At 59.0% G+C, this 21,759-nt stretch carries 26 protein-coding genes; 16 read left to right on the top strand and 10 right to left on the bottom strand.

Features of this window, described 5'->3' with window-relative positions:
* The 4 genes from Q0239_RS08925 to Q0239_RS08910 all read left to right on the top strand — a co-directional run.
* On the top strand, positions 1–686 hold a 686-nt coding region (locus Q0239_RS08925; RefSeq protein WP_298601423.1), incomplete at its 5' end, for a cytochrome c oxidase subunit 3.
* 22 nt (positions 687–708) lie between these two features.
* The gene (locus tag Q0239_RS08920; RefSeq protein WP_298601420.1) at positions 709–1,104 is read left to right on the top strand and encodes a DUF983 domain-containing protein; all 396 of its coding nucleotides are present in this window, start codon (positions 709–711) and stop codon (positions 1,102–1,104) included.
* The gene (locus Q0239_RS08915) at positions 1,101–1,727 is read left to right on the top strand and encodes an SURF1 family protein (protein WP_298601417.1); all 627 of its coding nucleotides are present in this window, start codon (positions 1,101–1,103) and stop codon (positions 1,725–1,727) included. The genes Q0239_RS08920 and Q0239_RS08915 overlap by 4 nt, the downstream gene beginning before the upstream one ends.
* Positions 1,724–2,479: a sulfite exporter TauE/SafE family protein gene (locus Q0239_RS08910; RefSeq protein WP_298601414.1), complete on the top strand. Its 756-nt coding sequence runs from the start codon at positions 1,724–1,726 to the stop codon at positions 2,477–2,479. The genes Q0239_RS08915 and Q0239_RS08910 overlap by 4 nt, the downstream gene beginning before the upstream one ends.
* A 15-nt stretch (positions 2,480–2,494) precedes the next feature.
* Here Q0239_RS08910 and infC read toward each other — a convergent pair whose 3' ends face one another.
* Together infC and Q0239_RS08900 are read right to left on the bottom strand one after the other, a co-directional pair.
* The gene (infC, locus tag Q0239_RS08905; RefSeq protein ID WP_298601410.1) at positions 2,495–3,016 is read right to left on the bottom strand and encodes a translation initiation factor IF-3; all 522 of its coding nucleotides are present in this window, start codon (positions 3,014–3,016) and stop codon (positions 2,495–2,497) included.
* 158 nt (positions 3,017–3,174) lie between these two features.
* Positions 3,175–3,858 carry a VOC family protein gene (locus Q0239_RS08900; RefSeq protein ID WP_298601407.1) on the bottom strand — a complete coding sequence of 228 codons (684 nt, stop codon included), beginning with the start codon at positions 3,856–3,858 and terminating at the stop codon, positions 3,175–3,177.
* Positions 3,859–3,916: 58 nt separating this feature from the next.
* Here Q0239_RS08900 and Q0239_RS08895 point away from each other — a divergent pair, with 58 nt between their 5' ends.
* A complete protein-coding gene (locus tag Q0239_RS08895; protein WP_298601404.1) occupies positions 3,917–5,068 on the top strand; it encodes a S9 family peptidase in 1,152 nt (383 codons plus the stop codon).
* On the opposite strand, the gene Q0239_RS08890 is transcribed toward Q0239_RS08895, so the two are convergent.
* From Q0239_RS08890 to thrS, 3 genes are read right to left on the bottom strand one after another with little or no spacing between them, the layout of a single operon-like run.
* Positions 5,065–5,823, bottom strand: coding sequence for a sulfite exporter TauE/SafE family protein (locus Q0239_RS08890; RefSeq protein ID WP_298601401.1), 759 nt, complete (start codon positions 5,821–5,823; stop codon positions 5,065–5,067). The two genes, Q0239_RS08895 and Q0239_RS08890, sit on opposite strands and share 4 nt — an antisense overlap.
* Entirely contained in the window at positions 5,820–6,671 is an 852-nt protein-coding gene (locus Q0239_RS08885; protein ID WP_298601398.1) for a metallophosphoesterase, read from the bottom strand. The genes Q0239_RS08890 and Q0239_RS08885 overlap by 4 nt, the downstream gene beginning before the upstream one ends.
* Positions 6,668–8,671 (bottom strand): threonine--tRNA ligase, encoded by a 2,004-nt coding sequence (thrS, locus tag Q0239_RS08880; RefSeq protein ID WP_298601396.1) that lies wholly within the window; start codon positions 8,669–8,671, stop codon positions 6,668–6,670. The genes Q0239_RS08885 and thrS overlap by 4 nt, the downstream gene beginning before the upstream one ends.
* A 207-nt stretch (positions 8,672–8,878) precedes the next feature.
* Here thrS and Q0239_RS08875 point away from each other — a divergent pair, with 207 nt between their 5' ends.
* From Q0239_RS08875 to Q0239_RS08845, 7 genes are all read left to right on the top strand, one after another.
* A complete protein-coding gene (locus Q0239_RS08875; protein WP_298601394.1) occupies positions 8,879–9,280 on the top strand; it encodes a hypothetical protein in 402 nt (133 codons plus the stop codon).
* Positions 9,277–9,468 (top strand): helix-turn-helix transcriptional regulator, encoded by a 192-nt coding sequence (locus tag Q0239_RS08870; RefSeq protein WP_298601390.1) that lies wholly within the window; start codon positions 9,277–9,279, stop codon positions 9,466–9,468. Before Q0239_RS08875 ends, Q0239_RS08870 begins: the two co-directional genes overlap by 4 nt.
* Before the next feature lie 32 nt (positions 9,469–9,500).
* Positions 9,501–10,490, top strand: coding sequence for an alpha/beta hydrolase (locus Q0239_RS08865; protein ID WP_298601387.1), 990 nt, complete (start codon positions 9,501–9,503; stop codon positions 10,488–10,490).
* Positions 10,491–10,574: 84 nt separating this feature from the next.
* Positions 10,575–11,795, top strand: coding sequence for a YjgN family protein (locus Q0239_RS08860; protein WP_298601383.1), 1,221 nt, complete (start codon positions 10,575–10,577; stop codon positions 11,793–11,795).
* A complete protein-coding gene (locus Q0239_RS08855; RefSeq protein ID WP_298601380.1) occupies positions 11,795–12,886 on the top strand; it encodes a M48 family metallopeptidase in 1,092 nt (363 codons plus the stop codon). Before Q0239_RS08860 ends, Q0239_RS08855 begins: the two co-directional genes overlap by 1 nt.
* Positions 12,887–12,930: 44 nt before the next feature.
* On the top strand, positions 12,931–13,185 hold the full coding sequence (locus tag Q0239_RS08850; RefSeq protein ID WP_298601377.1) for a DUF6356 family protein: 255 nt from the start codon (positions 12,931–12,933) through the stop codon (positions 13,183–13,185).
* 11 nt (positions 13,186–13,196) lie between these two features.
* A complete protein-coding gene (locus tag Q0239_RS08845; protein WP_298601374.1) occupies positions 13,197–13,943 on the top strand; it encodes an alpha/beta hydrolase in 747 nt (248 codons plus the stop codon).
* Here Q0239_RS08845 and ggt read toward each other — a convergent pair.
* The 3 genes from ggt to Q0239_RS08830 all read right to left on the bottom strand — a co-directional run bounded on the left by ggt (position 13,937) and on the right by Q0239_RS08830 (position 17,363).
* A complete protein-coding gene (gene ggt, locus Q0239_RS08840) occupies positions 13,937–15,721 on the bottom strand; it encodes a gamma-glutamyltransferase (protein ID WP_298601371.1) in 1,785 nt (594 codons plus the stop codon). The genes Q0239_RS08845 and ggt overlap by 7 nt on opposite strands.
* Before the next feature lie 100 nt (positions 15,722–15,821).
* Positions 15,822–16,586, bottom strand: a complete 765-nt coding sequence (locus Q0239_RS08835; protein WP_298601368.1) for a DUF4163 domain-containing protein — start codon at positions 16,584–16,586, stop codon at positions 15,822–15,824.
* 27 nt (positions 16,587–16,613) lie between these two features.
* On the bottom strand, positions 16,614–17,363 hold the full coding sequence (locus Q0239_RS08830; RefSeq protein WP_298601364.1) for an SIMPL domain-containing protein: 750 nt from the start codon (positions 17,361–17,363) through the stop codon (positions 16,614–16,616).
* A 146-nt stretch (positions 17,364–17,509) separates the two neighbouring features.
* On the opposite strand from Q0239_RS08830, the gene Q0239_RS08825 reads away from it, so the two are divergent.
* The gene (locus Q0239_RS08825) at positions 17,510–17,947 is read left to right on the top strand and encodes a VOC family protein (RefSeq protein ID WP_298601361.1); all 438 of its coding nucleotides are present in this window, start codon (positions 17,510–17,512) and stop codon (positions 17,945–17,947) included.
* 1 nt (position 17,948) lies between these two features.
* Positions 17,949–18,674 (top strand): hydroxyacylglutathione hydrolase, encoded by a 726-nt coding sequence (gloB, locus tag Q0239_RS08820; protein WP_298601358.1) that lies wholly within the window; start codon positions 17,949–17,951, stop codon positions 18,672–18,674.
* Here gloB and Q0239_RS08815 read toward each other — a convergent pair.
* Positions 18,671–19,051, bottom strand: a complete 381-nt coding sequence (locus tag Q0239_RS08815) for a DUF4345 family protein (RefSeq protein WP_298601355.1) — start codon at positions 19,049–19,051, stop codon at positions 18,671–18,673. The genes gloB and Q0239_RS08815 overlap by 4 nt on opposite strands.
* An 87-nt stretch (positions 19,052–19,138) precedes the next feature.
* Between Q0239_RS08815 and guaA the strand changes: the two genes are divergently transcribed.
* Both guaA and Q0239_RS08805 read left to right on the top strand, forming a co-directional pair.
* Entirely contained in the window at positions 19,139–20,710 is a 1,572-nt protein-coding gene (gene guaA / locus Q0239_RS08810; RefSeq protein ID WP_298601352.1) for a glutamine-hydrolyzing GMP synthase, read from the top strand.
* Between the two features lie 43 nt (positions 20,711–20,753).
* Positions 20,754–21,287 carry a metal-dependent hydrolase gene (locus Q0239_RS08805; protein ID WP_298601349.1) on the top strand — a complete coding sequence of 178 codons (534 nt, stop codon included), beginning with the start codon at positions 20,754–20,756 and terminating at the stop codon, positions 21,285–21,287.
* On the opposite strand, the gene Q0239_RS08800 is transcribed toward Q0239_RS08805, so the two are convergent.
* Entirely contained in the window at positions 21,247–21,741 is a 495-nt protein-coding gene (locus Q0239_RS08800) for an asparaginase domain-containing protein (protein ID WP_298601426.1), read from the bottom strand. The two genes, Q0239_RS08805 and Q0239_RS08800, sit on opposite strands and share 41 nt — an antisense overlap.
* Positions 21,742–21,759: the final 18 nt, after the last annotated feature.

Here is a 21,759-nt window from a genome sequence, read left to right as displayed (position 1 = left end):
TCAAGGAAGCGCACCAGGGCCACCACACCCCGGTCGTGCAGCTGCACCTGCGCTATGGCATGATCCTGTTCATCGCTTCCGAAGTGATGTTCTTCGTGGGCTGGTTCTGGGCCTGGTTCGATTACTCGCTTTTCCCCGTGCCGCTGCAGGTCGAAATCGACCATGCAACGCATGCGTTCACCGTGACCAACCTGATCGGTCAGGAAGGCGCGGCTGCGCTGGAGCAATGGCCGCCAAAGGGTATGCAGGTATTTGACGCCTTTAGCCTGCCTTTGCTCAACACGCTGATCCTGCTTTGCTCGGGTACCACCGTCACCTGGGCGCACCATTCGCTGATCAATGGCGACCGCAAGGGGCTGATCAACGGTCTGTGGCTGACGATCATCCTCGGCGTCGTGTTCTCGTGCATCCAGGCCTATGAATATTCGATCGCGCCGTTCCCCTTTGCCGGGCTGAACTATGGTTCCTCCTTCTTTATGGCGACCGGTTTCCACGGCTTCCACGTGATCGTCGGTACGATCTTCCTGATCGTCTGCCTTGCCCGCGCTTACAAGGGCCACTTCACTCCGAAGCAGCATTTCGGTTTCGAAGCGGCCGCCTGGTACTGGCATTTCGTCGACGTCGTCTGGCTGTTCCTCTTCGTCGTCGTCTATGTCTGGGGCGGCTGGGGCGCGCCGGTCCATTGATGGCCATCGTCCGGTCGTGACGATGTCTGATACACAAACCAAAAAAGGGCAGCCCGGCTTGGTCGAGGCTGCCCTTTTGGGTCTTTGCCCTGAATGTGGGGCCAAGACGTTGTTCGCCGGTCCTGCCAAATTTGCGCCGCGGTGTGACGCTTGCGGATTGGATTACGCCGCCTTCAATGTCGGCGATGGGCCAGCCGCTTTCCTGACGATGGGATTGGGTGCGATCATCATCATCCTTGCCGTGATGCTTGAATTGGCGGCGCATCCGCCTTTCTGGGTCCATGCGCTGATTTGGGTTCCGCTTACCTGCGCGCTGGTTGTGCTGTCGTTGCGCGTGTCAAAAGGGGCATTGCTGATCGCCGAACATCGCAATCGCGCGATTGAAGGCAAGTTGGCGGAAAAGAGCGAAGGCGAATGAAGTTGCGACTGCCCTTGTTGCCAACGATCATTGTTGGTTTGGCCGTGGCAACGATGATCGCGCTTGGCGTGTGGCAATTGCAGCGCAAGGCGGAGAAAGAGGCGCTGATTGCGCTCTACGCGGCCAATGCAGGCAAGCCGCCCATCGCCTTTCCGGACATGGCACCGGTTCGCGACGCTGAAATGTTTCGCAGGTCAACTTTGAATTGTCTGGAAGTGGTGGAATGGCAGACTGTGTCCGGCCGTGACGCCAATGGCCAATCCGGTTTTCAATATATCGCCGATTGCAAGACCGGGCCGGAAGGGCCGGGGGCACTGGTGGCCTACGGCATCGCTGACCGGCCCGACATCAAGCCTGCATGGAAGGGCGGTATGGTCAACGGCACGGTCATTTCCGAGCCTAGCCGCTATTCCTTCATCGAACGGACGTTCGGCAAAATTCCCGTCCCAAGGCCGATGATTGTTGCGGAGGATGCGCCAAAGGGGATGCGGCCAGTTGCCCAACCTGACCCGAAAAATGTCACCAACAACCATCTGTCTTATGCTGTGCAATGGTTCTTCTTCGCCGTTGCTGCAGTGGTGATATATTTGCTGGCGTTGCGCCGTCGGCAATCAGGCAATTGAGCATATCGACGGATCCGATTTTCTGGCTGGTAGTGGGACTGGCGGTTTTGCTGGTCGGCTTGGCCAAGGGTGGCTTTGCAGGCTTGGGCGCAGCCGCGATGCCGTTGATCGCGTTGGTGATGCATCCGGTGCAAGGCGCGGCGATGCTGTTGCCCATATTGATGGTGCAAGACGTTGTCAGTGTCTGGTCATTCCGCAAGGAATATGACCGCGCCCTGCTGTGGCAAATGCTGCCTGGTGCCGCAGTCGGCATTTTCCTTGGCTGGATGTTTGCGAACTCGGTATCGACCGATGCTGTCAAGGGATTGGTCGGCTTGATCGCGCTGGCCTTTGGCCTCCATCGCTTAATCGAGAACCGGCTTGGAACAGCAGGCTGGGCAATCGCCATGCCGGGCTGGGTCGGCACATTCTGGGGCGGGGTTGCTGGCTTCACCAGCCATGTCGCGCATGCCGGCGGCCCGCCTTTCCAGATATGGGCATTGTCGCGCAACCTGCCGCATACGATCTTCATCGGATCGTCGGCGATCTTCTTTGCGGCCGTCAATTATATGAAGGTGCCCGCCTATCTCGCCCTCGGGCAGTTCACGGCGGAGACCTTATGGCCGACGGCTTTGTTCATGCCGCTGGCGATCATCAGCACGATTGCTGGCGTGATACTGGTCCGCCGGATTTCGCCCGCGCGCTTCTTTCTGGCGATCAACTTGTTGATGGTCGCCGTGGGTGCGGAACTGATCCGCGAAGCGTTGTTCTGAAGCCGTTTCTGCGCCTTATTTGGGCGCGAGGACCATCAGCATCTGGCGGCCTTCAAGGCGGGGATAAGCTTCGACCTTGGCGGTTTCGGCCATATCCTCAGCAACACGCTGGAGCAAAGCCATGCCCAGCTGCTGGTGCGACATTTCACGCCCGCGGAAACGCAGCGTCACCTTGACCTTGTCACCCTCGCCGATGAATTCGACGATCTTTTTCATCTTCGTCATATAGTCATGATCGTCGATGTTCGGACGCATCTTGATCTCTTTGATCTCCTGCGTCTTCTGGCTCTTGCGGGCGAGGTTGGCCTTTTTCTGGGCCTCATATTTGAACTTGCCTACGTCGAGGAACTTGCAGACCGGCGGGTCGGCATTGGGCGATACTTCGACAAGGTCAAGGCCGACTTCGGCGGCTTGTGCAATTGCTTCGCGGGTGTACATCACCCCCAGATTTTCGCCTTCTTCATCGATGACGCGAACCTTGTCGCTCTGGATGAATTCATTATAGCGCGGTCCACTTTTGACCGGTGGCGTCAACATTCGCCTTTGAACTGGGGCAGCGATAGCAATTACTCCTGAAATTGATGATGAGCGGCCCTTACATGCAAAATCGTTACAAATAAAGGGCTGGCCGCACCACCTGTTGCTTTTGTGCACAGGCGTTGCAGCAATGCAACTTGGGTTGTGTTGGCCGGGTTTCAAGCCGGTACGGGCGGCTCCGCATGTTCGGACATGGATGCCAACGCCTCATCAGGCACTGCGAGCATCATTTTATAGCGATCTTCGGGATACGCCATATGCGGCATGGCAGGATTATAATCGGGTTGCTTCACGGTACCGCCGTTGCCGTCATAACCATCGGGGTTTGCAAAAGTTTTGGCTTCTTCCGTCGTGATGCCAACCTTGGCCAGCACCGACGGGTCGATCCAACGATCGGCTGTCACCGGCATTCCGGGGCAAGCAACCTCTAGCGTCAATTGTTCCGGGCCGGCAAAATAGATTGATTTGCACATGCCGTGGTTGAGCGGCCCGATCACATTCACTCCCTTGGTCCGGATCCGGTCGCGCATAGCAACCAGTTGGGCTTCGTCCTTCACATAAAATGCCAGGTGCTGCATCGTGCCGGGTGCGCTGTTACCGGCTCCAGTGCCTGCGTGGGTGAGGCCGAGAGTAATCGGGGTCTCTGCGGTTTCGGGCAGCTGGACCAGCGAGAAATAACAGCCGCCGTCAAGCTTCAGAAAGGCATGGATGCCGCCGGGTACGCCATGCATGTCGAAGATAGCCACCAACGGAGTACCGAGCACATCCGAGAAGAATTCTATCTGCTTTTTCATGTCGCCGGTCATGATCGCGATGTGGTGAATGCCTGTTGGCTGGACCATAAGACTTGCCTTTCCTCTCTCTTCCGCGCCAATGTGCCCAAGAGAGGAGAGTTTGCAAATGGAAATCGTGCGCACACCCTATGCGGTAGTCTATCAGGAAGAGTCTGCCTTCAAGGATGTCTATGGCGGTGCGGGCGGTACGGTTTTCGTTGAATGCATGGCAATCACGCCAAAAGACACGCCCTCAAACCGCGCCATTGTCTTCACCCATCCGATAGGCGGTGGTTCGTTCCTGCCATTGGTGACTGCGCTCGCGCATGGCGGGCACCATGTGCTTTATGTGAACCCCCGCTATCGCGGGAATGACACTGCGCTCATCATGGAAAAATGCATCAGCGATCTGGCCGCTGCATTGCGGCATGCGCGCGATAGACTGGGCTATGAACAATTCATATTGGGAGGCTGGTCAGGCGGCGGTTCGATGTCGCTCTTCTATCAGGATCAGGCCGAGAACCCGACGATCACGCATACGCCTGCGGGCGACGCTTATGACTTGACCGCAATCGAAATGCCGAAGGTTGACGGCATCATGCTGCTCGCTGCGCATATCAGCCGCGCGATGACACTGACCGAGTGGATTGACCCTTCGATCCTTGATGAGAGCAAGCCTTTCGAACGCGATCCTGAACTCAACATCTATGACCCGGCGAATCCCAACAAGGCACCCTATGACGAGGCGTTTGTCGCCCGTTTCCGCACTGCCCAGATCGCACGCAATCGCCGGATAACGGCTTGGGTTAAGGAAGAGCTGGCAGCCATCCGTGCCAGCGATACCCCCAATTCAGAGCGCGCTTTTGTCGTTCATGGCACGATGGCCGACGTCCGTTGGACCGATCCGTCGCAGGATCCATCTGACCGGCGGCCTTACGAATGCTATCTGGGTGTGCCCAAGGTGGCTAATGACGGACCGGTCGGCCTCGCGCGCTTCTCGACCCTGCGCAGCTGGCTGTCGCAATGGAGCTATGACGATACCAACGCCACCGGCCTTGGCAACGCGGCGCGGATCAGCTGTCCTGTGCTGGTGATCAACAACACTGCCGACCTCGCTTGCACGCCCAGCCATGCCCAGCGTCTGTTCGAAGCAGTGGGCCATGCGGATAAGGAATATGCCGATGTCGCCGGGGCGGACCATTATTATATCGAGAGGCCAGAGCTGCTGCCCAAGGCGGTCGAGATTTGCAGCGACTGGATTTCGCGCAAGTTCGGCTAGTTTAGTAAGCGCACCACTGCGGCCACCCCGGCAACGCCCAATATGATTCCTACCAGCGTCCGCCAGACGGGTTCGCTAACTTTGCCGAACGCCAGTTCGCCCAGCCGCGTTCCGATATAGAGCGCCGGATAGAACAGCACCGACAGCCATAGTAGGTGCAGGTTTGCAACACCCAGCACGAAAGAAGCGATGCTGCCCGCTATGGCGGTCGCGAAAAACACCATCAGCATTGAGGCGCGCGCGACATCGGGGGAGAGTTTGCGCCTCAGATAGAAGGGCACAACGGGTGGCCCGGGCATGGAGGCAAAGCCGGTGAGCAACCCAGCAGCGACGCCGGTCGCCAGCGTTTCCTTCCGCCCCGGTATAGCGCCTGCCTTGGCGGGTACGAACATCAGCCCGAAAGCCGCAAGCGCGAGTAGGGCAATGGCAAGCCGCGCGACATCGGGCGCGGTGATCGAGAGCAGCCAGACACCAAACGGCGTGGCCAAGATCGCGGTTACCGAGATGGGAACGGCGGTAGCCCGTTCACCATCGGCCAAAATCCGCTTAAGTCCTATGGGTCCGGCGAGCAGTTGCAGCAGGATCGAAATCACGACTGCCTCTGCGGGTTCGACGATCAGTCCGAGGAGTGGGACGAGAATGATGGCCAGCCCGAAGCCGGTGAGACCACGGACGACGGATGCGCCGAAGACAAGGGCCAGGGCGATGGACAGGGTCGCTGGACTGAGCCCGCCGAGCAGCGTTTCGAGTGTCATGGTTTCAACGTAACCAGCCAGACATCAGGGTGCGCGCCATAGCGTAACGGCAGAACTGAGGTGCCCAATCCTGCCCCAACAAAGACCGGTTGCCCCTTGTCTTCAATCGCACCGCAGCCAAAACGATCGCCATAGCGTGAGACATAGGTGACCGGGCCATAGAGCGGCAGCACGATCTGCCCGCAATGGGTGTGACCGGCAAAGACAGCGGCAACGGAGGATGGCATGTCCGGAACTATGTCGGGGTTGTGGGTGACCAGAACGCGTGGCTTGGCGGCCAGCAGGTCCACCGCAGAAAAGGCGGGGGGTACATCATCATGTCCGGAAAAATCTTCGCCCCCCCCGCCGATGACCAGCGGGCCGCGTTCGATGGCTTCATTTTTCAACACCGTGATGCCGCCTTTGCGCAGCCCGACTTCGATGGCCGTTGGATCGAACCAATGGTCATGGTTGCCCAGCGCCACGACCGTGCCCAACCGAGCCTTGAAGCCGTGCAAGGGGGCGGTCACCTGATCTGGGGTATAGATGCGGGTCGACAGCCGCTTTTCGCTGATCAGATCGCCTGCAATCAGCACGAGGTCGGGCTTTAGCCGGTTGAGGTCGGCGACGATCCGCGCCAGCCGTTCGGGCGGCATGTCTGGCCCGGCAACGTGGGTGTCTGATAGCAGCAGGACTTTCAGTGGCGGTTCTCCCGCTGGCCAATTTTTGACCGAGAGAGTTGCGCGGTGGACTATCGGGTCGCGCGTGGCGTTCCAATAGCCCTTGCCGAGCAGGGCGAGCAGCAGCAACAGCAGCGCGAGTATCCAACGCAGCCAGCGTCCTTTGGTCCGCGCTTTCGTGCCGATCAAGCGCGCAAATCCGGCGGGGTGGCCTCTGCTACCAGCATCGCGATTGCCTCATCGACAGTCATGATCCGTTGGCCTTCGCTGCCCAAGGTGCGGATCGCAACCTTACCTTCTTCGGCCTCACGATTGCCGACCACCAGCAGGTGCGGGACCTTGGCGAGACTGTGTTCGCGGACCTTGTAGTTGATCTTTTCATTGCGCAGGTCGGTTTCGACGCGGATGCCCGCCGCCTCAAGTTTTGCGGTCACCTGCTTGGCATAATCATCGGCATCGGACACGATGGTCGCGACGACCGCTTGCACAGGTGCGAGCCATACCGGGAAGCGGCCGGCATGATGTTCGATCAAGATGCCGATGAAGCGTTCAAATGTGCCCAATATCGCACGGTGGAGCATGACCGGCCGGTGCTTGGCACCATCTTCGCCGATATAGGCAGCGTCTAGACGTTCGGGCAGCACGCGGTCGGACTGGATGGTGCCGACCTGCCAGGTGCGGCCAATCGCATCGGTCAGGTGGAATTCCAGCTTGGGTGCGTAAAAGGCCCCTTCGCCCGGCAGTTCTTCCCAGCCATATTCTTCGGTCGCGCGGCCTGACGAGCGCACGGCTTCGCGAAGCTCTTCCTCGGCCTTGTCCCACATCTCGTCCGACCCGAACCGCTTTTCAGGGCGCAGCGCCAGCTTGATTGCATATTTGTCAAAGCCAAGGTCGTGATACACGCTGTCGAGCAGGTCGCAGAAATCGCGCACCTCCTGCACCAGCTGATCCTCACGGCAGAAGATATGCGCATCATCCTGCGTAAACTGGCGTACGCGCATGATGCCATGCAGCGCGCCATGCGGTTCATTGCGGTGGCAGCAGCCGAATTCGGCCATGCGCAGCGGCAGGTCGCGATAGCTGGTAATGCCCTGCTTGAAGATCAGGACGTGCGCCGGGCAGTTCATCGGCTTGAGAGCCATCCAGTCGGCCTCGCCCGAAATCACCGGGCCTTCATCCTCGGTGTTGGGGACCTCGTCGGGGATGACGAACATATTCTCGCGATATTTACCCCAATGGCCCGATTGCTCCCATTGGCGTGCATCCATCACCTGCGGTGTCTTCACCTCTACATAGCCGGAGGCATCGAGGCGGCGGCGCATATAGGCCTCGAGCGTGCGCCAGATGCGGAAACCCTTGGGATGCCAGAAGACACTTCCGTGCGCCTCGGATTGCAAATGGAACAGGTCCATTTCCTGCCCTAGTTTGCGGTGGTCGCGCTTGGCCGCCTCTTCAAGGCGCAGCAGATGGGCATCAAGCTGCTTCTTGTTGAGCCAGCCGGTGCCATAGATGCGCGTCAGCTGCGCATTATTCTGGTCGCCGCGCCAATAGGCGCCAGCAACGCGCATCAGTTTGAACGCCTGCGGATCGAGCTTGCCGGTTGAGGCCAGATGTGGGCCGCGGCACATGTCCATCCAGTCGTCACCCGACCAATAGACGCTCAGCTCTTCACCCTCGGGTAGCTCGGCGGCCCATTCGGCCTTGAAGCTTTCGCCTGCGTCTTTCCAGGTTTTGATCAGGTCGTTTCGTGCCACAACCTCGCGGCGTAGCGGCTTGTCGGCGCGGATGATCTCGCGCATCGCTTCCTCGATTGCCGGCAGGTCGTCCTCGGTGAAGGGGCCACGGTTGGCGGGCGCCATCACGTCATAATAGAAACCGTCGTCGGTTGCGGGGCCAAAAGTGATCTGCGTGCCGGGATGCAGCTTTTGCACCGCCTCGGCCAGCACATGCGCAAAATCGTGGCGCGCCAGCTCCAGCGCGTCAGCTTCATCCTTTGCCGTGATCAACGCTAGGTTGGTGTCGGCCTCCAGCGGGCGCATGATGTCGCGCACTTCGCCATCGACGCGTGCGGCGAGCGCAGCCTTGGCAAGGCCCGGGCCGATGGCAGCCGCAATGTCAGCCGGGGTAGTCCCGCGCGCGACTTCTCGGGCGGAGCCATCGGGAAGGGTGACGCGGATCATGTCAGACATTGGAAATGCTTGCTTTCAGTATGGAATGGAGCCGTCCCTTTGCCAGTCTGGACGCAAGGCCGCAAGTGCGCAGACGAGTGACAAATTATACAAAGTCTACACCAAGAAAGCTCTGGAATGACAAGTAAGGCAATCAAAATGACAAGGACAATTGACATTGCTGCGAATCGAATGTAAAGGCTCCTTGTCTCTAGAAGGAAATGCCAGATGTCTGCTGAAAAGAAGATGCCCGCTTATATGCGCCGCTACACCGCGCGGGTGCTAATATTCATGGGCTCCTATGTTGCAATCCTGACCGGAAGCCTGTTGTTCGCCCGCAATGGCGAACATGCGCAGGCGACTTTGATTGGCCTGGCCCTGATTACGGCATTCCCGGTGATCGGCGTCTTCTGGGCGATCTTCCGTCTGCTCGTGGAGACCGACGATGAATATCAGCGTTTGCTTTTTGCCAAGCAGGCGCTGCTGGCGACTGCGTTCACACTAACTCTGGTTACCGTCTGGCAGTTTCTTGAGGTTTACGACGTTGTCGCAACCGGCCCGCAGTGGATGGCAGTCATCTGGTTCGCAATGCTGGGGCTTGCCGGCCCCATTGTCCGGTGGCGGGCATGAAAAACCGTCTCAAGGTCCTCCGTGCCGAACGCGACTGGAACCAGCAGGATCTGGCCGATGCGCTGGGGGTTTCTCGCCAGTCGGTGAATGCGATCGAGACAGGGAAATATGATCCCTCACTTCCGCTCGCCTTCCGGATTTCGGATGTTTTCGGAATACCCATTGAGCAGATTTTTATTCGCGACTGAATCAAATCATATCCCGATCGAAAGGACTTGCCATGTTTTGCAGGCAGAGAGGCTTTACCCATTTCATCCCTGTCGCCATCGCCGTTTCGGTTGCGATTGCCGTTGCCCTGACATCTTCGGAAGCGGGCGCCAGCGAGCCCAAAGATTGCGCTGTAGCCGACATTGCCTCGGTTCCGGCCACGCGCCTCGACGGGAAACGGTTCAGCGTAGATGTGCGTGGCAGCGGACCGGATGTAATTCTGATTCCTGGTCTTTCGACGCCGCGTGCCGTTTGGGACGAAACCATAAAGGCCTTTGCCGGATGCTATCGATTGCACGCTGTGCAACTGCGCGGTTTTGGTGAAGATGTCGGAATCAATGCAGAAGGAACAGTGCTAGAGCCGTTTGTCAGCGAGCTTTCCGACTATATCGATGATGAAATCGCCAATAAAGGTCACCCCGCCCCGGCCGTTGTCGGCCACTCAATGGGCGGGCTTTCCGGCCTGATGATCGCCGCCCGACAGCCGCATCTGTCACGCAAGCTTATGGTGGTCGACGCGGTGCCCTTCATCGGTACGATTTTCGGCATCAACAGCGTTGATGCGATACGCCCCCGGGCCGAACAGATGAAATCGATGATTGCTGCGAGCTACAAAGCCGACGCGCCAAAGCCGGCGCTAAAGGATTGTGACAATCTGGCTGAGGCGACTGCTGCAGGCAATTTGTCAAACCATCCGCGCGGGTTGTGCCTGATTCAAAACTGGACCGCGCAAAGCGATCCGCGCGTTGTCGGACAGGTGATGCACGAGGTCATGGTAACCGACATGCGGCCCGAACTGTCGAAGATTTCGGCGCCGGTAACCTTGCTCTATGCGCAAGATGATCGCGCCATGACCGAGACCATGGCCAAGGCAGCGTTCGAAACGCAATATGAGGGCACACCCAACTTCAGGCCGGTTATGATCAAGGGCAGCTATCATTTCATCATGCTCGACCAGCCCGAGAAATTCCGTGCCGAACTGCATGCTTTTCTTGGAAGCTGAGTACGGCTACTTTCCCTTTACTTGACAATCCCCTACGCCATCGCGCACCTAGCGCAATGAACGCAGGGGAAAGGCAAGACACATATGACCGGACATGAAGGCAAGGCACCGAGCGCGGTCACTTTCCACGGCAGCTGGACCGATTTTGCCAAGATCGCGCTGCCCAATGTGCTGCTGACCCTGGTCACGCTGGGCATCTACCGCTTCTGGGCGACAACGCGCGAACGGCAATATCTCTGGTCGCAGACCCGTTTCATCGACGAACCGCTTGAATGGACGGGGCGCGGGATCGAATTGTTCATCGGTTTTGTGATGGTGTTCTTCCTGCTCGGTCTACCACTTGTCGTGATGCAGCTGGTAATCAACGGGCTGGTCTTCCAGGGGAAGCCGATCATCGCAGGCGTCATCATTTTCGCGATGTTTCTGGCCATATTCTATCTGACCGGCCTCGCCTATTTCAGGGCCCTTCGATATCGCCTCAGCCGGACCTATTGGCGCGGTATCCGGGGCGGCAGTGATGATCAGGGATTCGGCTATGGCTGGTCCTATATCTGGAAGAATGTCGTGGCGGCGATCCCGCTCTATCTGCTCTATCCTTGGGCGAGCATGTCGTTGTGGAACGAACGCTGGTCGAAGATGAGCTTTGGTCCCTATCAGTTCGAATCAAACGCGGACTGGAAGGCATTGATGAAGCGCTATCTGCTTTTCTACCTCGTGCCGTTCCTGATCTTTGTCGGCGCAGTAGCACTCGGCATTTCGGCGGCTTCTGCAGGAGGCGGAGGTGATCCTTTCAATACAGCGGGTGGTGTCGCAGCCATCGTGGCAATCTTTATCGGGATACTCGGCCTCTACATCATCATGCCGATCGCAGCCCTGCTCTATTATTCGAAATTCATGCGGGTCGCGATTGGTTCGCTGCGGTTGGGCGATCTTGAATTTGATTTCACCGCCCGCTCACCGGACTGGATTCTGTTCTGGCTCGCCAACCTCGCCATATTGATGCTCGCTTATGGTTTTGCTTTTGCACCTTTCAGCCTGTTGATTGCGACAGACCCGACACAATTTGTGCAGCAGCTGGAAGCAGGGGAATCGATCCTGTCGGTCGGTCTGGTGATAGGTATATTGATCGCCATCATCCCGTTGGCCTTTGCGACGTCGATCATCCGCTATCGCAGCTGGAAATTTTTTGTTGTCCACACCGAAGCCTTTGGGGAGGTCAATCTGGACCGGATGACACAATCGACCACCGATAGTTCGAGCCACGGCGAAGGTCTGCTCGATGCCTTTGATGTTGGGGCCATCTGATGACGACCTTCTTCGACGCCTGGCATTTTGACGGGCAGAGTGCGGTCCGGCGCAAGGTCGAAATCCAGACGATCGGTAGCCAGTTTTTCCTGCTCGAACAGGAAAGGCGGCACGGCCCGTTTCATTTTGACGAGCTGCGCTTTTTGGAAGCGAAAGGCGATAGCAAGGTTTACGGACTGTCAGGCAAGGATGGCTGGCGGCTGGGCATACGTGGGCATGTCCCCACTGAACTCGCGCCATTGCTACCCGCCTCGAAAACCTATGGCGGGCTGATCGACCGGTTGGGATTGGGCAAGGCGAGTTTCGTCTTCGCCGGGATCAGCGCTGCGGTGGTCGCTGTCGTGTTGCTCAGCCCGCAATGGTTGGCACCGTTGATACCGTCCAGTGTAGAGGCGAAGTTGGGTAATGCGCTGGTCGGTGATTTTGGCGGGCGGTTCTGTGACACGCCAAAGGGTAAGGCTGCGCTCGCCAAGCTAACCCGTTCGCTCGATGACCACCCTGAAGACCTGCAGGTAGAGGTCGCCAATATCGACATGCTCAACGCGGTCGCTTTGCCCGGGGGCAAGGTGCTGCTGTTCCAGGGCCTGCTCAGCCAGGCGAAGTCGCCTGACGAAGTGGCCGGGGTATTGGCGCACGAAATCGGCCATGTCCGCGAACGCCATGTGATGCAGGGGCTGCTGCGGCAGATGGGGCTGGCAGTGGTGCTGGGCGGCTTTGACGGCAGCGGGGGCAGCACGCTCAACAGCCTATTGTCGACCACTTACACCCGTGATTCCGAACGCGAGGCTGACGACCATTCGTTGAAGGCTTTGAAGCAGGCGAATATCTCCCCCGTAGGGGCAGCTGATTTTTTCAACCGTTTGGCGTCGATGGACGGAAGTCGCGATCTGAAAGACCGGCAGGCGCGCACGATGGCCAGTTACACGTCAAGCCACCCCTTGTCTGACGAGCGGCGCAAGCTGTTCGAAAATGCCGTGGTCAAAGGCAGCGCCTATAAACCGGCGCTTACTGCAGATGAATGGCAGGAACTGAAAACAATGTGCGCACAGGACAAGGATGTGAAATCCGGCTGGGGCTTTGACATCGAATAGAGGCAACGGCTAAACGGATGAAAATCCATTATCCGGAGTAGACCATGTTCCGCCGCCTCTTCATTGATCACCCGCGCAACGTCGACGAGACCTATTTCGAGCATTTCGGTGTGGCGTCGAAGTTCGGCGTCACCATGATCTGGGGTGGGCTGTGCGCACTGGTGCATGCGGTGGTTCCCGGCTGGTGCGTGACCACCGGCAGCCGCACGATTGAGCGGCTTAACCAGATCATGGTTATTCAGCGCCGTGCCAAGGGGCAGGAAGTCACCCAGATGCTGACCGTCGATTGGGTCATCTAGGCGATTCAAAATTGAGTCAGGCACTTTCGCACAATTGGTTTGTCCGCACGGACGGATTGAAGCTTGCCTATCGCAAAGCTGAAGGAGCTGGCCCGACCTTTGTCTTCCTTCCTGGCTATATGTCGGACATGGCAGGGGGCAAGGCGACCGCGGTTTTCGACTGGGCCGCAGCCAAAGGCAAGCCCTGCCTGTTGCTCGACTATGCCGGATGCGGGGAGAGCGAGGGCGACTTTGCGCAGCAGACGCTGACAGGCTGGCGCGAAGATGTGCTGGCGATGATTGGCGCGCTTGTGGACGGGCCAGTTGTCCTGATCGGATCATCGATGGGTGGTTGGCTGATGCTTTTGGTTGGCGAAGCGCTGGGCACGCGCCTGGCCGGGTTGATCGGGATCGCACCCGCACCCGATTTCACCCGCTGGGGTTTCACCGACGCGCAGCGCGAGAATATCCTCACCAAGGGCGTGCACTTCGAACATAACCCTTACGGCCCGGAACCGACGCCGACCTACAAGGGCCTGTATGAATCGGGCGAGTCCAGCCTGATGCTCGACCGCGAAATCGCTATCGACTGCCCGGTGCGGCTGCTCCACGGGCAGGCCGATGCCGACGTGCCTTGGAAGATTTCACCGAAACTGGCATCGGCGCTGCGTTCGAACGACGTCCGCGTGACATTGATCAAGGATGGCGACCACCGCCTGTCACGCGAAGCCGATATTGCCTTGTTGCTGTCGACCGTGGCGGAGCTTGCGGGTCAGTAACCCGCAGCCTGCCCATCCTTGCGGAACTCGCTCGCACCCCAATAGGCACCGGTGACCGGGTCGCGCCAGATCGCCTGATAGCCGCCATAGGGTCCGACCGAATATTTGATATTGTGTCCGCGCTTCTTAAGTTCATCGGCGATCGCTTGCGTTATGCCGGTTTCGATCTCAACCACGCCACCGTCGGTCATAGCCTTGCCGCCTTCGGGGTCGGTTGAGCCATCATGGTGGAAACGCGCGACATCGCCTGCCGCCTGCACCGTCATTCCGAAATCGACCATGTTGACCACGATCTGCGCATGTCCCTGCGGCTGCATCGCACCGCCCATCACGCCGAAAGACAAGAGTGGCTTGCCGTCCTTGGTCATGAAGGCGGGGATAATGGTGTGAAAGGGGCGCTTGCCCGGTGCATAGGCATTGGCATGTTTGGGGTCGAGGCTGAACTGCGCACCGCGATCCTGGAACATGAAGCCCAAAGTACGTCCATTGCCATCGTCGGGCACCAGCCCCGAACCCATACCACGATAGTTGGACTGGATGAGACTGACCATCATCCCGTCCTTGTCGGCGACGGTCATGTAGATGGTGTCGTTACCACCATCGACGGGCAGTGCAGGATCGGCCAATGCTGCCTTGCCCATGTCGATATCCGCGCGCTGCTTTGCCGCGCGTTCCTTTGACAGCAATTCCTTCAACGGGATTTTGGCAAAAGCCGGGTCGGCATAATATTTGGCGCGATCGGCAAAGGCACGTTTCTTTGCTTCGATAAAGACATGCCAGAAATCGGCGCTGCCGCGCCCCATTGATTTCAGGTCATAGCCTGCGAGGATGTTGAGGATTTGAAGCGCGGCGATGCCCTGCCCGTTGGGCGGGATTTCCCAGACGTCATAGCCGCGATAGTTGGTCGAGACCGGCTCGACCCATTCGCCTTTGTGGGCAGCGAAATCCTCGTAACGATGCGGCGCGCCGATGCGTTTGAAATAGCGGTCCATCGATTGGGCGAGCGAGCCCTTGTAAAAGGCGTCGCGCCCGCCCTCGGCAATTTCGATCAGTGTAAGTGCGAGGTCGGGGTTCTTGAAGATTTCGCCTTCTGCCGGCCCCTTGCCGCCGGGCATATAGATGCGGCGCATATTATCGATTTCCTCGATCACGCCTTCCTTGTGCAGCGCTTCAAACCCAGCGGTGTTGCTCTTCCAATATTGCGCGATCAACTCGCTGACCGGAAAGCCCTGTTGGGCATATCGGATGCTCGGTGCCAGCACGCTGCGCATCGGCAGCTTGCCGAACTTGCCGTGCATTTCGAACCAGCCATCGACCGCTCCGGGAATGGTAACCGACGCCGCACCCCAATCGGCGATCGTCCCGTCGGAATCGCGGGCCGAACGCGGCATTTTCTTGGTCCGGTCCTGCAACTGCTTCAGGCTCTGCCCCATCGGTGCGCGTCCGCTGGCGTTGAGGCCGTGCAGTTTTTGCGTTTTCGGGTCCCAGATGATTGCGAACAGGTCTCCGCCAATGCCATTGCCAGTAGGCTCCATCAGGCCAAGCGTGGCGTTGGCCGCAATTGCCGCATCGACCGCGCTGCCACCGGCTTTCAATATATCGAGCGCAACCTGCGTCGCCAGCGGCTGGCTGGTCGCGGCCATCCCGTTCTGCGCGATGACCGACGATCGGCTGGCCCCGGCGGCACCGGAATAGCGATCACCCTGATCCTTTGGAGCCGTCTGTGCGGCAAGCGGAGTGGTAAGCAGCAACGCAGCAAAAAGCGGGGTGTAACGCATCTCTCTTCCCTTTTCCTGAAGATTGATGCGTTACCGCTGCCCCCGCCTTGTGACAAGCAGGTCTATCCCCGTCTCATCGGTGCCTTATCGGGTGGCCGGTTCAGCGCTTTTTCGAGCCCGTCGGGCTGAGCGTGAAATAGGAACGATAAGCCGGTTTCACCGCACCCAGCAATTTTGCATTCACCGGCAGGTCGATTTCATAGTCACCCTCGACATAGGGTCCGACCGAATAAATCCCCGCATAGATCGCAAGCCGGTTGAATGTCCGCCCATTGGACGATCCCAATATGACGGTCAGTTCGGATGGCTTGGGGCAGGCCTGCATCCAGTCGTCGGTCTGGCTGCGGTCGACTTTCTCGCCATCGCGTTTCTTGCTGCGTTCGATGTCGAGTTTGTCGCAGAATGGTGTCTGCACTATTTTGTCGAAAGCTTCGTTGCTGGTGAAAAGCGCCAAAGGTTTGATCTCGGTTGCTGACTTTTTGTCCCATATCAGGCTGCCGCGCCCCCAACTGCCATGCGCGCCGCCGGTGTAGCTCCATTCGTCAATCGTCAGGCTCAGAAAGCGCGGCAGGTCGGCGACGGTCCGCCAGTTGATCTGGAGCTGCATGTCGGTGTCGGCCGCACGGTCGGGATTTTCGGTCGCCCATTCCGCGCCCCACTCTTTGAGCTCGGCAAGCTGGACATCCTTCTCGCTGAGCATTTTCGCCTCGAGTGCGGGAAATTGGCGGATGACGCCGGGATAATTATATTCAAAGCTATATCCCTTGCCCTTATCGACAATTTCCACGCCTTTGTCGGGTGCGGCCAGTGCTGTCGTTGCGGAAAGCAGGGCTAAAGCGCCTAATGCTGCATCAAACAGTTTCATCTTTTAATCCTCTGCCATTCCCAGCGATCAATCCAGATAATATTCGACCGTCGTTACCACGCGCACCTTTTTGTAGGGCGTGTCTGCTGCACCCCACCCGCCTTCGTTGTCGCCATCGCGCGCGGTGACTTCGAAATAGCCCTGCGTTGCCGATTTGATGCTGCCGACATCGGTGCCGCTGTCCTTGGCGAATTGTTCGGCCGATTTGCGGGCATCCTTGGTTGCCTGCGCAATCATCTCGGGCTTGATGCTGTTGAGTTTTGTGTAGGTGAAGGACATGCCCGATCCTTCCTCCAGCTCGACGCCCTGCTTGACGAGGTCAAACTGGCGCTTGATCGCGGCCTGGGCCTTTTTGATATCGGTTGTCCGCAAGCTCATCCGCTGCTTGACGGTATAAGTCGTGATGCCTTCATTGCTATATTGCGAGACATTGGCCCCGGTCGGCTGCACCGCATCGCCATCAAAGCCGAGCGAACCGAAGAATGTGCGAATTGCCTTGGTGTCGGCATCGGCCTTCGCCTGCGCGCTTTGCAGGTCGCTGCCCTTGGCGGAATAGGCGATTGTCCAAGTGGCGAGGTCTGCAGTGACCTCACGTTCCGCCAACCCGCGCACAGTCACCGCGCGGTCGGCCTGTTTCATGCGGACAAGCCCGTCGCCCATCAGATAGCCGCCTGCGATCAGGCCGGCAGCCAATAGGCCGGTGCCAGCGAGCCATGCTTTGCCCTGATTGGCGGTCAGTCGGCCGAACCAGTCCTTGTTTCCAACTTCGTCTGTCATTGTACCCATCCCAGAAATGATAGGCCGTGGCACCTGTCCGCCCCTTGCGTCGGCTGCCTTGCCGGTCCATGTTCGCGCCGACCCAGCGCAGGTCGTCAAATAAGATGACTGCGGTGAACCGTGCATTAACATCGATGAGTTGAGTGATGACTGTTAAATATCTCCACAGCATGATCCGCGTGACCGACCCGCAAGTGACGGTCGCCTTTTTCGAACTAATCGGCCTCCAAGAGGTGCGGCGTTTTGACAGCGAAGCAGGACGCTTCACGCTGATCTTCCTTGCGGCTCCAGGGCAGGAGGGACTGGCCGAGGTCGAGCTTACCTATAACTGGCCACCGGAAGACGGCGAGGTGGAGGTCTATACGGGTGGCCGCAATTTCGGCCATCTTGCCTATCGCGTCGACGATATTTACGCGACCTGTCAGGCGTTGATGGATGCAGGCCACATCATCCACCGCCCCCCGCGCGACGGCCATATGGCCTTCGTCAAATCGCCCGATGGTATTTCGGTCGAGCTGCTGCAGGACGGCCATCTGCCGCCGCAGGAGCCGTGGGCAAGCATGCCCAATGTGGGGAGCTGGTAAAATGGCATTGGAAATCATCCGCATCCCTGTCCTTTCCGACAATTATGTCTGGCTGGTGCATGAGCCCGAAAGCGGTGAAACGATGGCGGTCGATCCAGCTGTTGCGGAGCCGGTGCTGGCAGAGGCAAAAGCACGCGGCTGGGGCATCACGCAGATCTGGAACACCCATTGGCATCCCGATCACACGGGCGGAAACGCGGCCATCAAGGAAGCGACGGGCTGCACCATCACCGGGCCAGAGGCGGAAAGTGCGCGCATCCCGACACTCGACCACAAGGTGAAAGAGGGTGATGTCGTGAAGCTCGGCGCCGTTGAGGCACGCGTCCTTGATGTCCCTGCGCATACCGCTGGTCACATCGCCTTCCATCTCCCGACCGAACAGGCCGCTTTTGTCGGCGATACACTGTTCGCCATGGGCTGTGGGCGGCTGTTTGAGGGGACGGCGGACCAGATGTTTGCCAACATGCGCAAGCTGGAAGCGCTGGGCGACGACACGCGCATATATTGCGCGCACGAATATACGCAAAGCAACGGGCGTTTTGCGCTGACCGTGGAACCGGACAATGCAGCGCTGATCGCGCGTATGGAGCAGGTCAATGCGATGCGTGAATGCGCCGAGCCAACCGTGCCGACCACTATCGCGCTCGAGCGTGCAACCAATCCTTTCATGCGTGCGGAATCGGTGGCCGAATTGGCCGCCCGCCGCGCGGCTAAGGACGCTGCCTAGGCGGCAGCCAACCGGCGCGCTGCAAACAGCATCAGCAATGTACTCACACTCTCGATGATCATAGCCTGATTGTTCGCGGCTGATGCGGGATCGCCAAGGCCGAGGCCGATCAGGCGGCCGACCAGCGCCGTGCCAAATAACGCGGCGGGCACATAAAGTAGCTTTGCCTTTTCGGGCTTCGCCGCACCCCATAGCGCACCAATTGCGGATACCAGAAAGAAGGCGCCGAAATCGCTGCGGACGCTGTTGATTGATGCGCCGGGCGCTTCGATCCCGAATTGTGTCGTAAAGACCTTAGGATCGATGATCCCCTGCACCGCGAGCAGCCCAAAAGCGAGGCCCCACAGGCCTACCAAAATGCGCAATACCAAGTTCATGTTATTTCCCCTCTCACCGTCAGGCATATCGGGCAATTTTGCGACTGGCAACTGGACAGGGCGGCGCTTCGCCCCTAACGGCTGACCATGTCGATTCAGCCTTCGGATTCCATCCTTATCGTCGATTTCGGGTCGCAGGTGACCCAGCTCATTGCCCGCCGCGTGCGCGAGGCGGGGGTGTATAGCGAGATCGCCCCGTTCAATGCTGCCGAAGCCGCATTCGAGCGGATGAAGCCCAAGGGCATCATCCTTTCGGGCTCTCCCGCATCGGTGCCGGAGGATGGTAGCCCGCGTGCGCCACAATGTCTGTTTGATAGCGGGCTGCCCATACTTGGCATCTGTTATGGCCAGCAGGTGATGAGCCACCAGCTGGGCGGCGAAGTGCGCCCCGGACATGAGACGGGGGAAGGCGGCGAATTCGGCCGTGCTTTCCTGACGGTGACCGAGGAATGCATCTTGTTCGACGGCCTGTGGCAGGTTGGCGAGCGCCACCAGGTTTGGATGAGCCATGGCGACAAGGTGACCCAATTCGCTCCCGGCTTCCGCATCGTCGCCACATCGGACGGGGCGCCATTCGCGCTGATCGCTGACGACGAGCGCCGCTATTACGGCACGCAATTCCACCCCGAAGTCGCACATACGCCTGATGGTGCGAAACTGATCGCCAATTTCGTGCACAAGGTCTGTGGACTTTCGGGCGACTGGACGATGGCCGAATTCCGCGCGACCAAGATTGCCGAAATCCGCGAGCAGGTCGGAGCAGGCCGCGTGATTTGCGGGCTTTCGGGCGGCGTCGACAGCTCGGTCGCGGCGATCCTGATCCATGAGGCGATTGGCGACCAACTGACCTGCGTCTTCGTCGATCATGGCCTGCTGCGCCTCAACGAACGAGAGCAAGTCGAAAGCCTGTTCCGCGATCATTATAATATTCCGCTCGTCGTCGTCGATGCCGAGGAACGCTTCATGGCGGGCCTTGCGGGCGTCACCGATCCGGAGAAGAAGCGCAAATTCATCGGTGCCGAATTCATCAACGTGTTTGAGGAAGAGGCGAAGAAGATCGGCGGCGCGGATTTCTTGGCCCAAGGCACGCTCTATCCCGATGTGATTGAATCGGTCTCCTTCACCGGCGGGCCTTCGGTGACGATCAAGTCGCACCACAATGTCGGCGGCCTGCCCGAGCGTATGAACATGAAGCTGGTTGAGCCCTTGCGCGAACTGTTCAAGGATGAAGTTCGCGCGCTGGGCCGCGAGCTTGGCCTCAATGACCAGTTCGTCGGCCGCCATCCTTTCCCCGGCCCCGGCCTTGCCATCCGCATTCCCGGCGAAGTGACCAAGGAGCGCTGCGACATCCTCCGCAAGGCCGATGCGGTCTATCTGGAAGAAATCCGCAACGCCGGATTGTACGACGCGATTTGGCAGGCCTTCGCCGTGCTCCTCCCCGTCCGCACCGTCGGCGTGATGGGTGATGGCCGCACCTATGACAGCGTCTGCGCGCTCCGCGCCGTGACCTCGGTCGACGGCATGACCGCCGACATCTACCCCTTTGACGCCGCCTTCCTCAGCCGCGTTGCCACGCGGATCATCAACGAGGTCAAGGGCATCAACCGCGTGGTCTATGACTATACGTCAAAGCCGCCAGGGACGATTGAGTGGGAGTGAGGGGATAAATGGGTCTAGTTCTGCTTTCGCACATCCTTAGCTCATGCCTACAATAATCACGCACGCCGTTGTCCCACTGGCCTTGGCGGTGGCTGCTGGGCCGTCGCGTATCAGCCCGCGACTCGCGCTGACCGGGGCCATGCTAGCAATGCTGCCTGATGCAGACGTAATCGGATTTCGGCTGGGCATCGATTATGCTGACAGCTGGGGTCATCGCGGGGCAACGCATTCGTTGGCTATCGCTGCCATATTGACAGCTGTCCTTGCCGTGTTGTGGCGAGAGGTGCGCAGGCCGCTGGCGCTGACCTTCCTGTTTCTGGCGGTAGCGAGCCACGGATTATTGGATATGGCAACCGATGGTGGCCTTGGTGTCAGCTTGTGGTGGCCGGTAGACGAAGCGCGCATGTTTTGGCCAGTCACGCCCGTCCGCGTTTCACCCATCGGCGTTAAGTTCTTCTCGGCCCGTGGACTGGAAACGGTCTGGTCGGAAATGCTCTGGGTTTGGCTGCCTTGCGCGCTTTTGGGAATCGCGAGCCTTATAAGGCGACAAATTTCCCCGCCTCACGGTCTTTCCTGACCTTCAGCCCGTCAAACACCTGCCCGCTCATGGCAATCCAGACGCCGGGTGCTGCGCCTTGCGCGGTGGCGAAGGCCATGCCGAGGTTGAAGTGCGCGTCGGTCTCCGCAAAGCGTGCGGGGCTTAGCGCGCCTGTCAGCACGATGGTTTTGCCGGGCACTTCAGCCGCCAGCACCTTCGCCGTCTCGGTCATCGTATCGGTACCGTGCGTCACGACGATGCGGGTTTCGGGGGCCTCACGCGCGGCGCTGGCGATCAGGGCGCGGTCGGCGTCGGTGAGTTCAAGGCTGTCCTTGCGCATCAGCTCTACCAGCCGATAGGGCAAGGCAACGCGAGCCTCCTTGAGCAACGCGGGTATGCCGCTGTCGACGATCTGATATTCCGAAAGCGCGTCGAAATAATTTTTATCGATCGCGCCGCCGGTGGGGAGAATGAGGATGAATTGCTCTCCCATGCGCGGCCAATAGCCGAA

The organism is uncultured Sphingorhabdus sp., from assembly GCF_937872355.1.
In the GTDB taxonomy this organism is placed as follows: domain Bacteria; phylum Pseudomonadota; class Alphaproteobacteria; order Sphingomonadales; family Sphingomonadaceae; genus Sphingorhabdus_B.
The sequence above is the reverse complement of the archived record's forward strand: the minus strand, read 5'-3'. Positions and strand labels throughout refer to the sequence as shown.

What these genes read in the sequence shown, in the direction of transcription:
- ggt (WP_298601371.1), bottom strand. Translation starts at nt 15,721, where the DNA reads ATGCGTTACACCCCGCTTTTTGCTGCGTTGCTGCTTACCACTCCGCTT.
- gloB (WP_298601358.1), top strand. Translation starts at nt 17,949, where the DNA reads ATGGCATTGGAAATCATCCGCATCCCTGTCCTTTCCGACAATTATGTC.
- Q0239_RS08825 (WP_298601361.1), top strand. Translation starts at nt 17,510, where the DNA reads ATGACTGTTAAATATCTCCACAGCATGATCCGCGTGACCGACCCGCAA.
- Q0239_RS08895 (WP_298601404.1), top strand. Translation starts at nt 3,917, where the DNA reads ATGGAAATCGTGCGCACACCCTATGCGGTAGTCTATCAGGAAGAGTCT.
- Q0239_RS08850 (WP_298601377.1), top strand. Translation starts at nt 12,931, where the DNA reads ATGTTCCGCCGCCTCTTCATTGATCACCCGCGCAACGTCGACGAGACC.
- infC (WP_298601410.1), bottom strand. Translation starts at nt 3,016, where the DNA reads ATGTTGACGCCACCGGTCAAAAGTGGACCGCGCTATAATGAATTCATC.
- Q0239_RS08855 (WP_298601380.1), top strand. Translation starts at nt 11,795, where the DNA reads ATGACGACCTTCTTCGACGCCTGGCATTTTGACGGGCAGAGTGCGGTC.
- Q0239_RS08835 (WP_298601368.1), bottom strand. Translation starts at nt 16,586, where the DNA reads ATGAAACTGTTTGATGCAGCATTAGGCGCTTTAGCCCTGCTTTCCGCA.
- Q0239_RS08900 (WP_298601407.1), bottom strand. Translation starts at nt 3,858, where the DNA reads ATGGTCCAGCCAACAGGCATTCACCACATCGCGATCATGACCGGCGAC.
- Q0239_RS08920 (WP_298601420.1), top strand. Translation starts at nt 709, where the DNA reads ATGTCTGATACACAAACCAAAAAAGGGCAGCCCGGCTTGGTCGAGGCT.
- Q0239_RS08915 (WP_298601417.1), top strand. Translation starts at nt 1,101, where the DNA reads ATGAAGTTGCGACTGCCCTTGTTGCCAACGATCATTGTTGGTTTGGCC.
- Q0239_RS08805 (WP_298601349.1), top strand. Translation starts at nt 20,754, where the DNA reads ATGCCTACAATAATCACGCACGCCGTTGTCCCACTGGCCTTGGCGGTG.
- guaA (WP_298601352.1), top strand. Translation starts at nt 19,139, where the DNA reads ATGTCGATTCAGCCTTCGGATTCCATCCTTATCGTCGATTTCGGGTCG.
- Q0239_RS08870 (WP_298601390.1), top strand. Translation starts at nt 9,277, where the DNA reads ATGAAAAACCGTCTCAAGGTCCTCCGTGCCGAACGCGACTGGAACCAG.
- Q0239_RS08815 (WP_298601355.1), bottom strand. Translation starts at nt 19,051, where the DNA reads ATGAACTTGGTATTGCGCATTTTGGTAGGCCTGTGGGGCCTCGCTTTT.
- Q0239_RS08865 (WP_298601387.1), top strand. Translation starts at nt 9,501, where the DNA reads ATGTTTTGCAGGCAGAGAGGCTTTACCCATTTCATCCCTGTCGCCATC.
- Q0239_RS08860 (WP_298601383.1), top strand. Translation starts at nt 10,575, where the DNA reads ATGACCGGACATGAAGGCAAGGCACCGAGCGCGGTCACTTTCCACGGC.
- thrS (WP_298601396.1), bottom strand. Translation starts at nt 8,671, where the DNA reads ATGTCTGACATGATCCGCGTCACCCTTCCCGATGGCTCCGCCCGAGAA.
- Q0239_RS08830 (WP_298601364.1), bottom strand. Translation starts at nt 17,363, where the DNA reads ATGACAGACGAAGTTGGAAACAAGGACTGGTTCGGCCGACTGACCGCC.
- Q0239_RS08875 (WP_298601394.1), top strand. Translation starts at nt 8,879, where the DNA reads ATGTCTGCTGAAAAGAAGATGCCCGCTTATATGCGCCGCTACACCGCG.
- Q0239_RS08890 (WP_298601401.1), bottom strand. Translation starts at nt 5,823, where the DNA reads ATGACACTCGAAACGCTGCTCGGCGGGCTCAGTCCAGCGACCCTGTCC.
- Q0239_RS08800 (WP_298601426.1), bottom strand. Translation starts at nt 21,741, where the DNA reads ATGGGAGAGCAATTCATCCTCATTCTCCCCACCGGCGGCGCGATCGAT.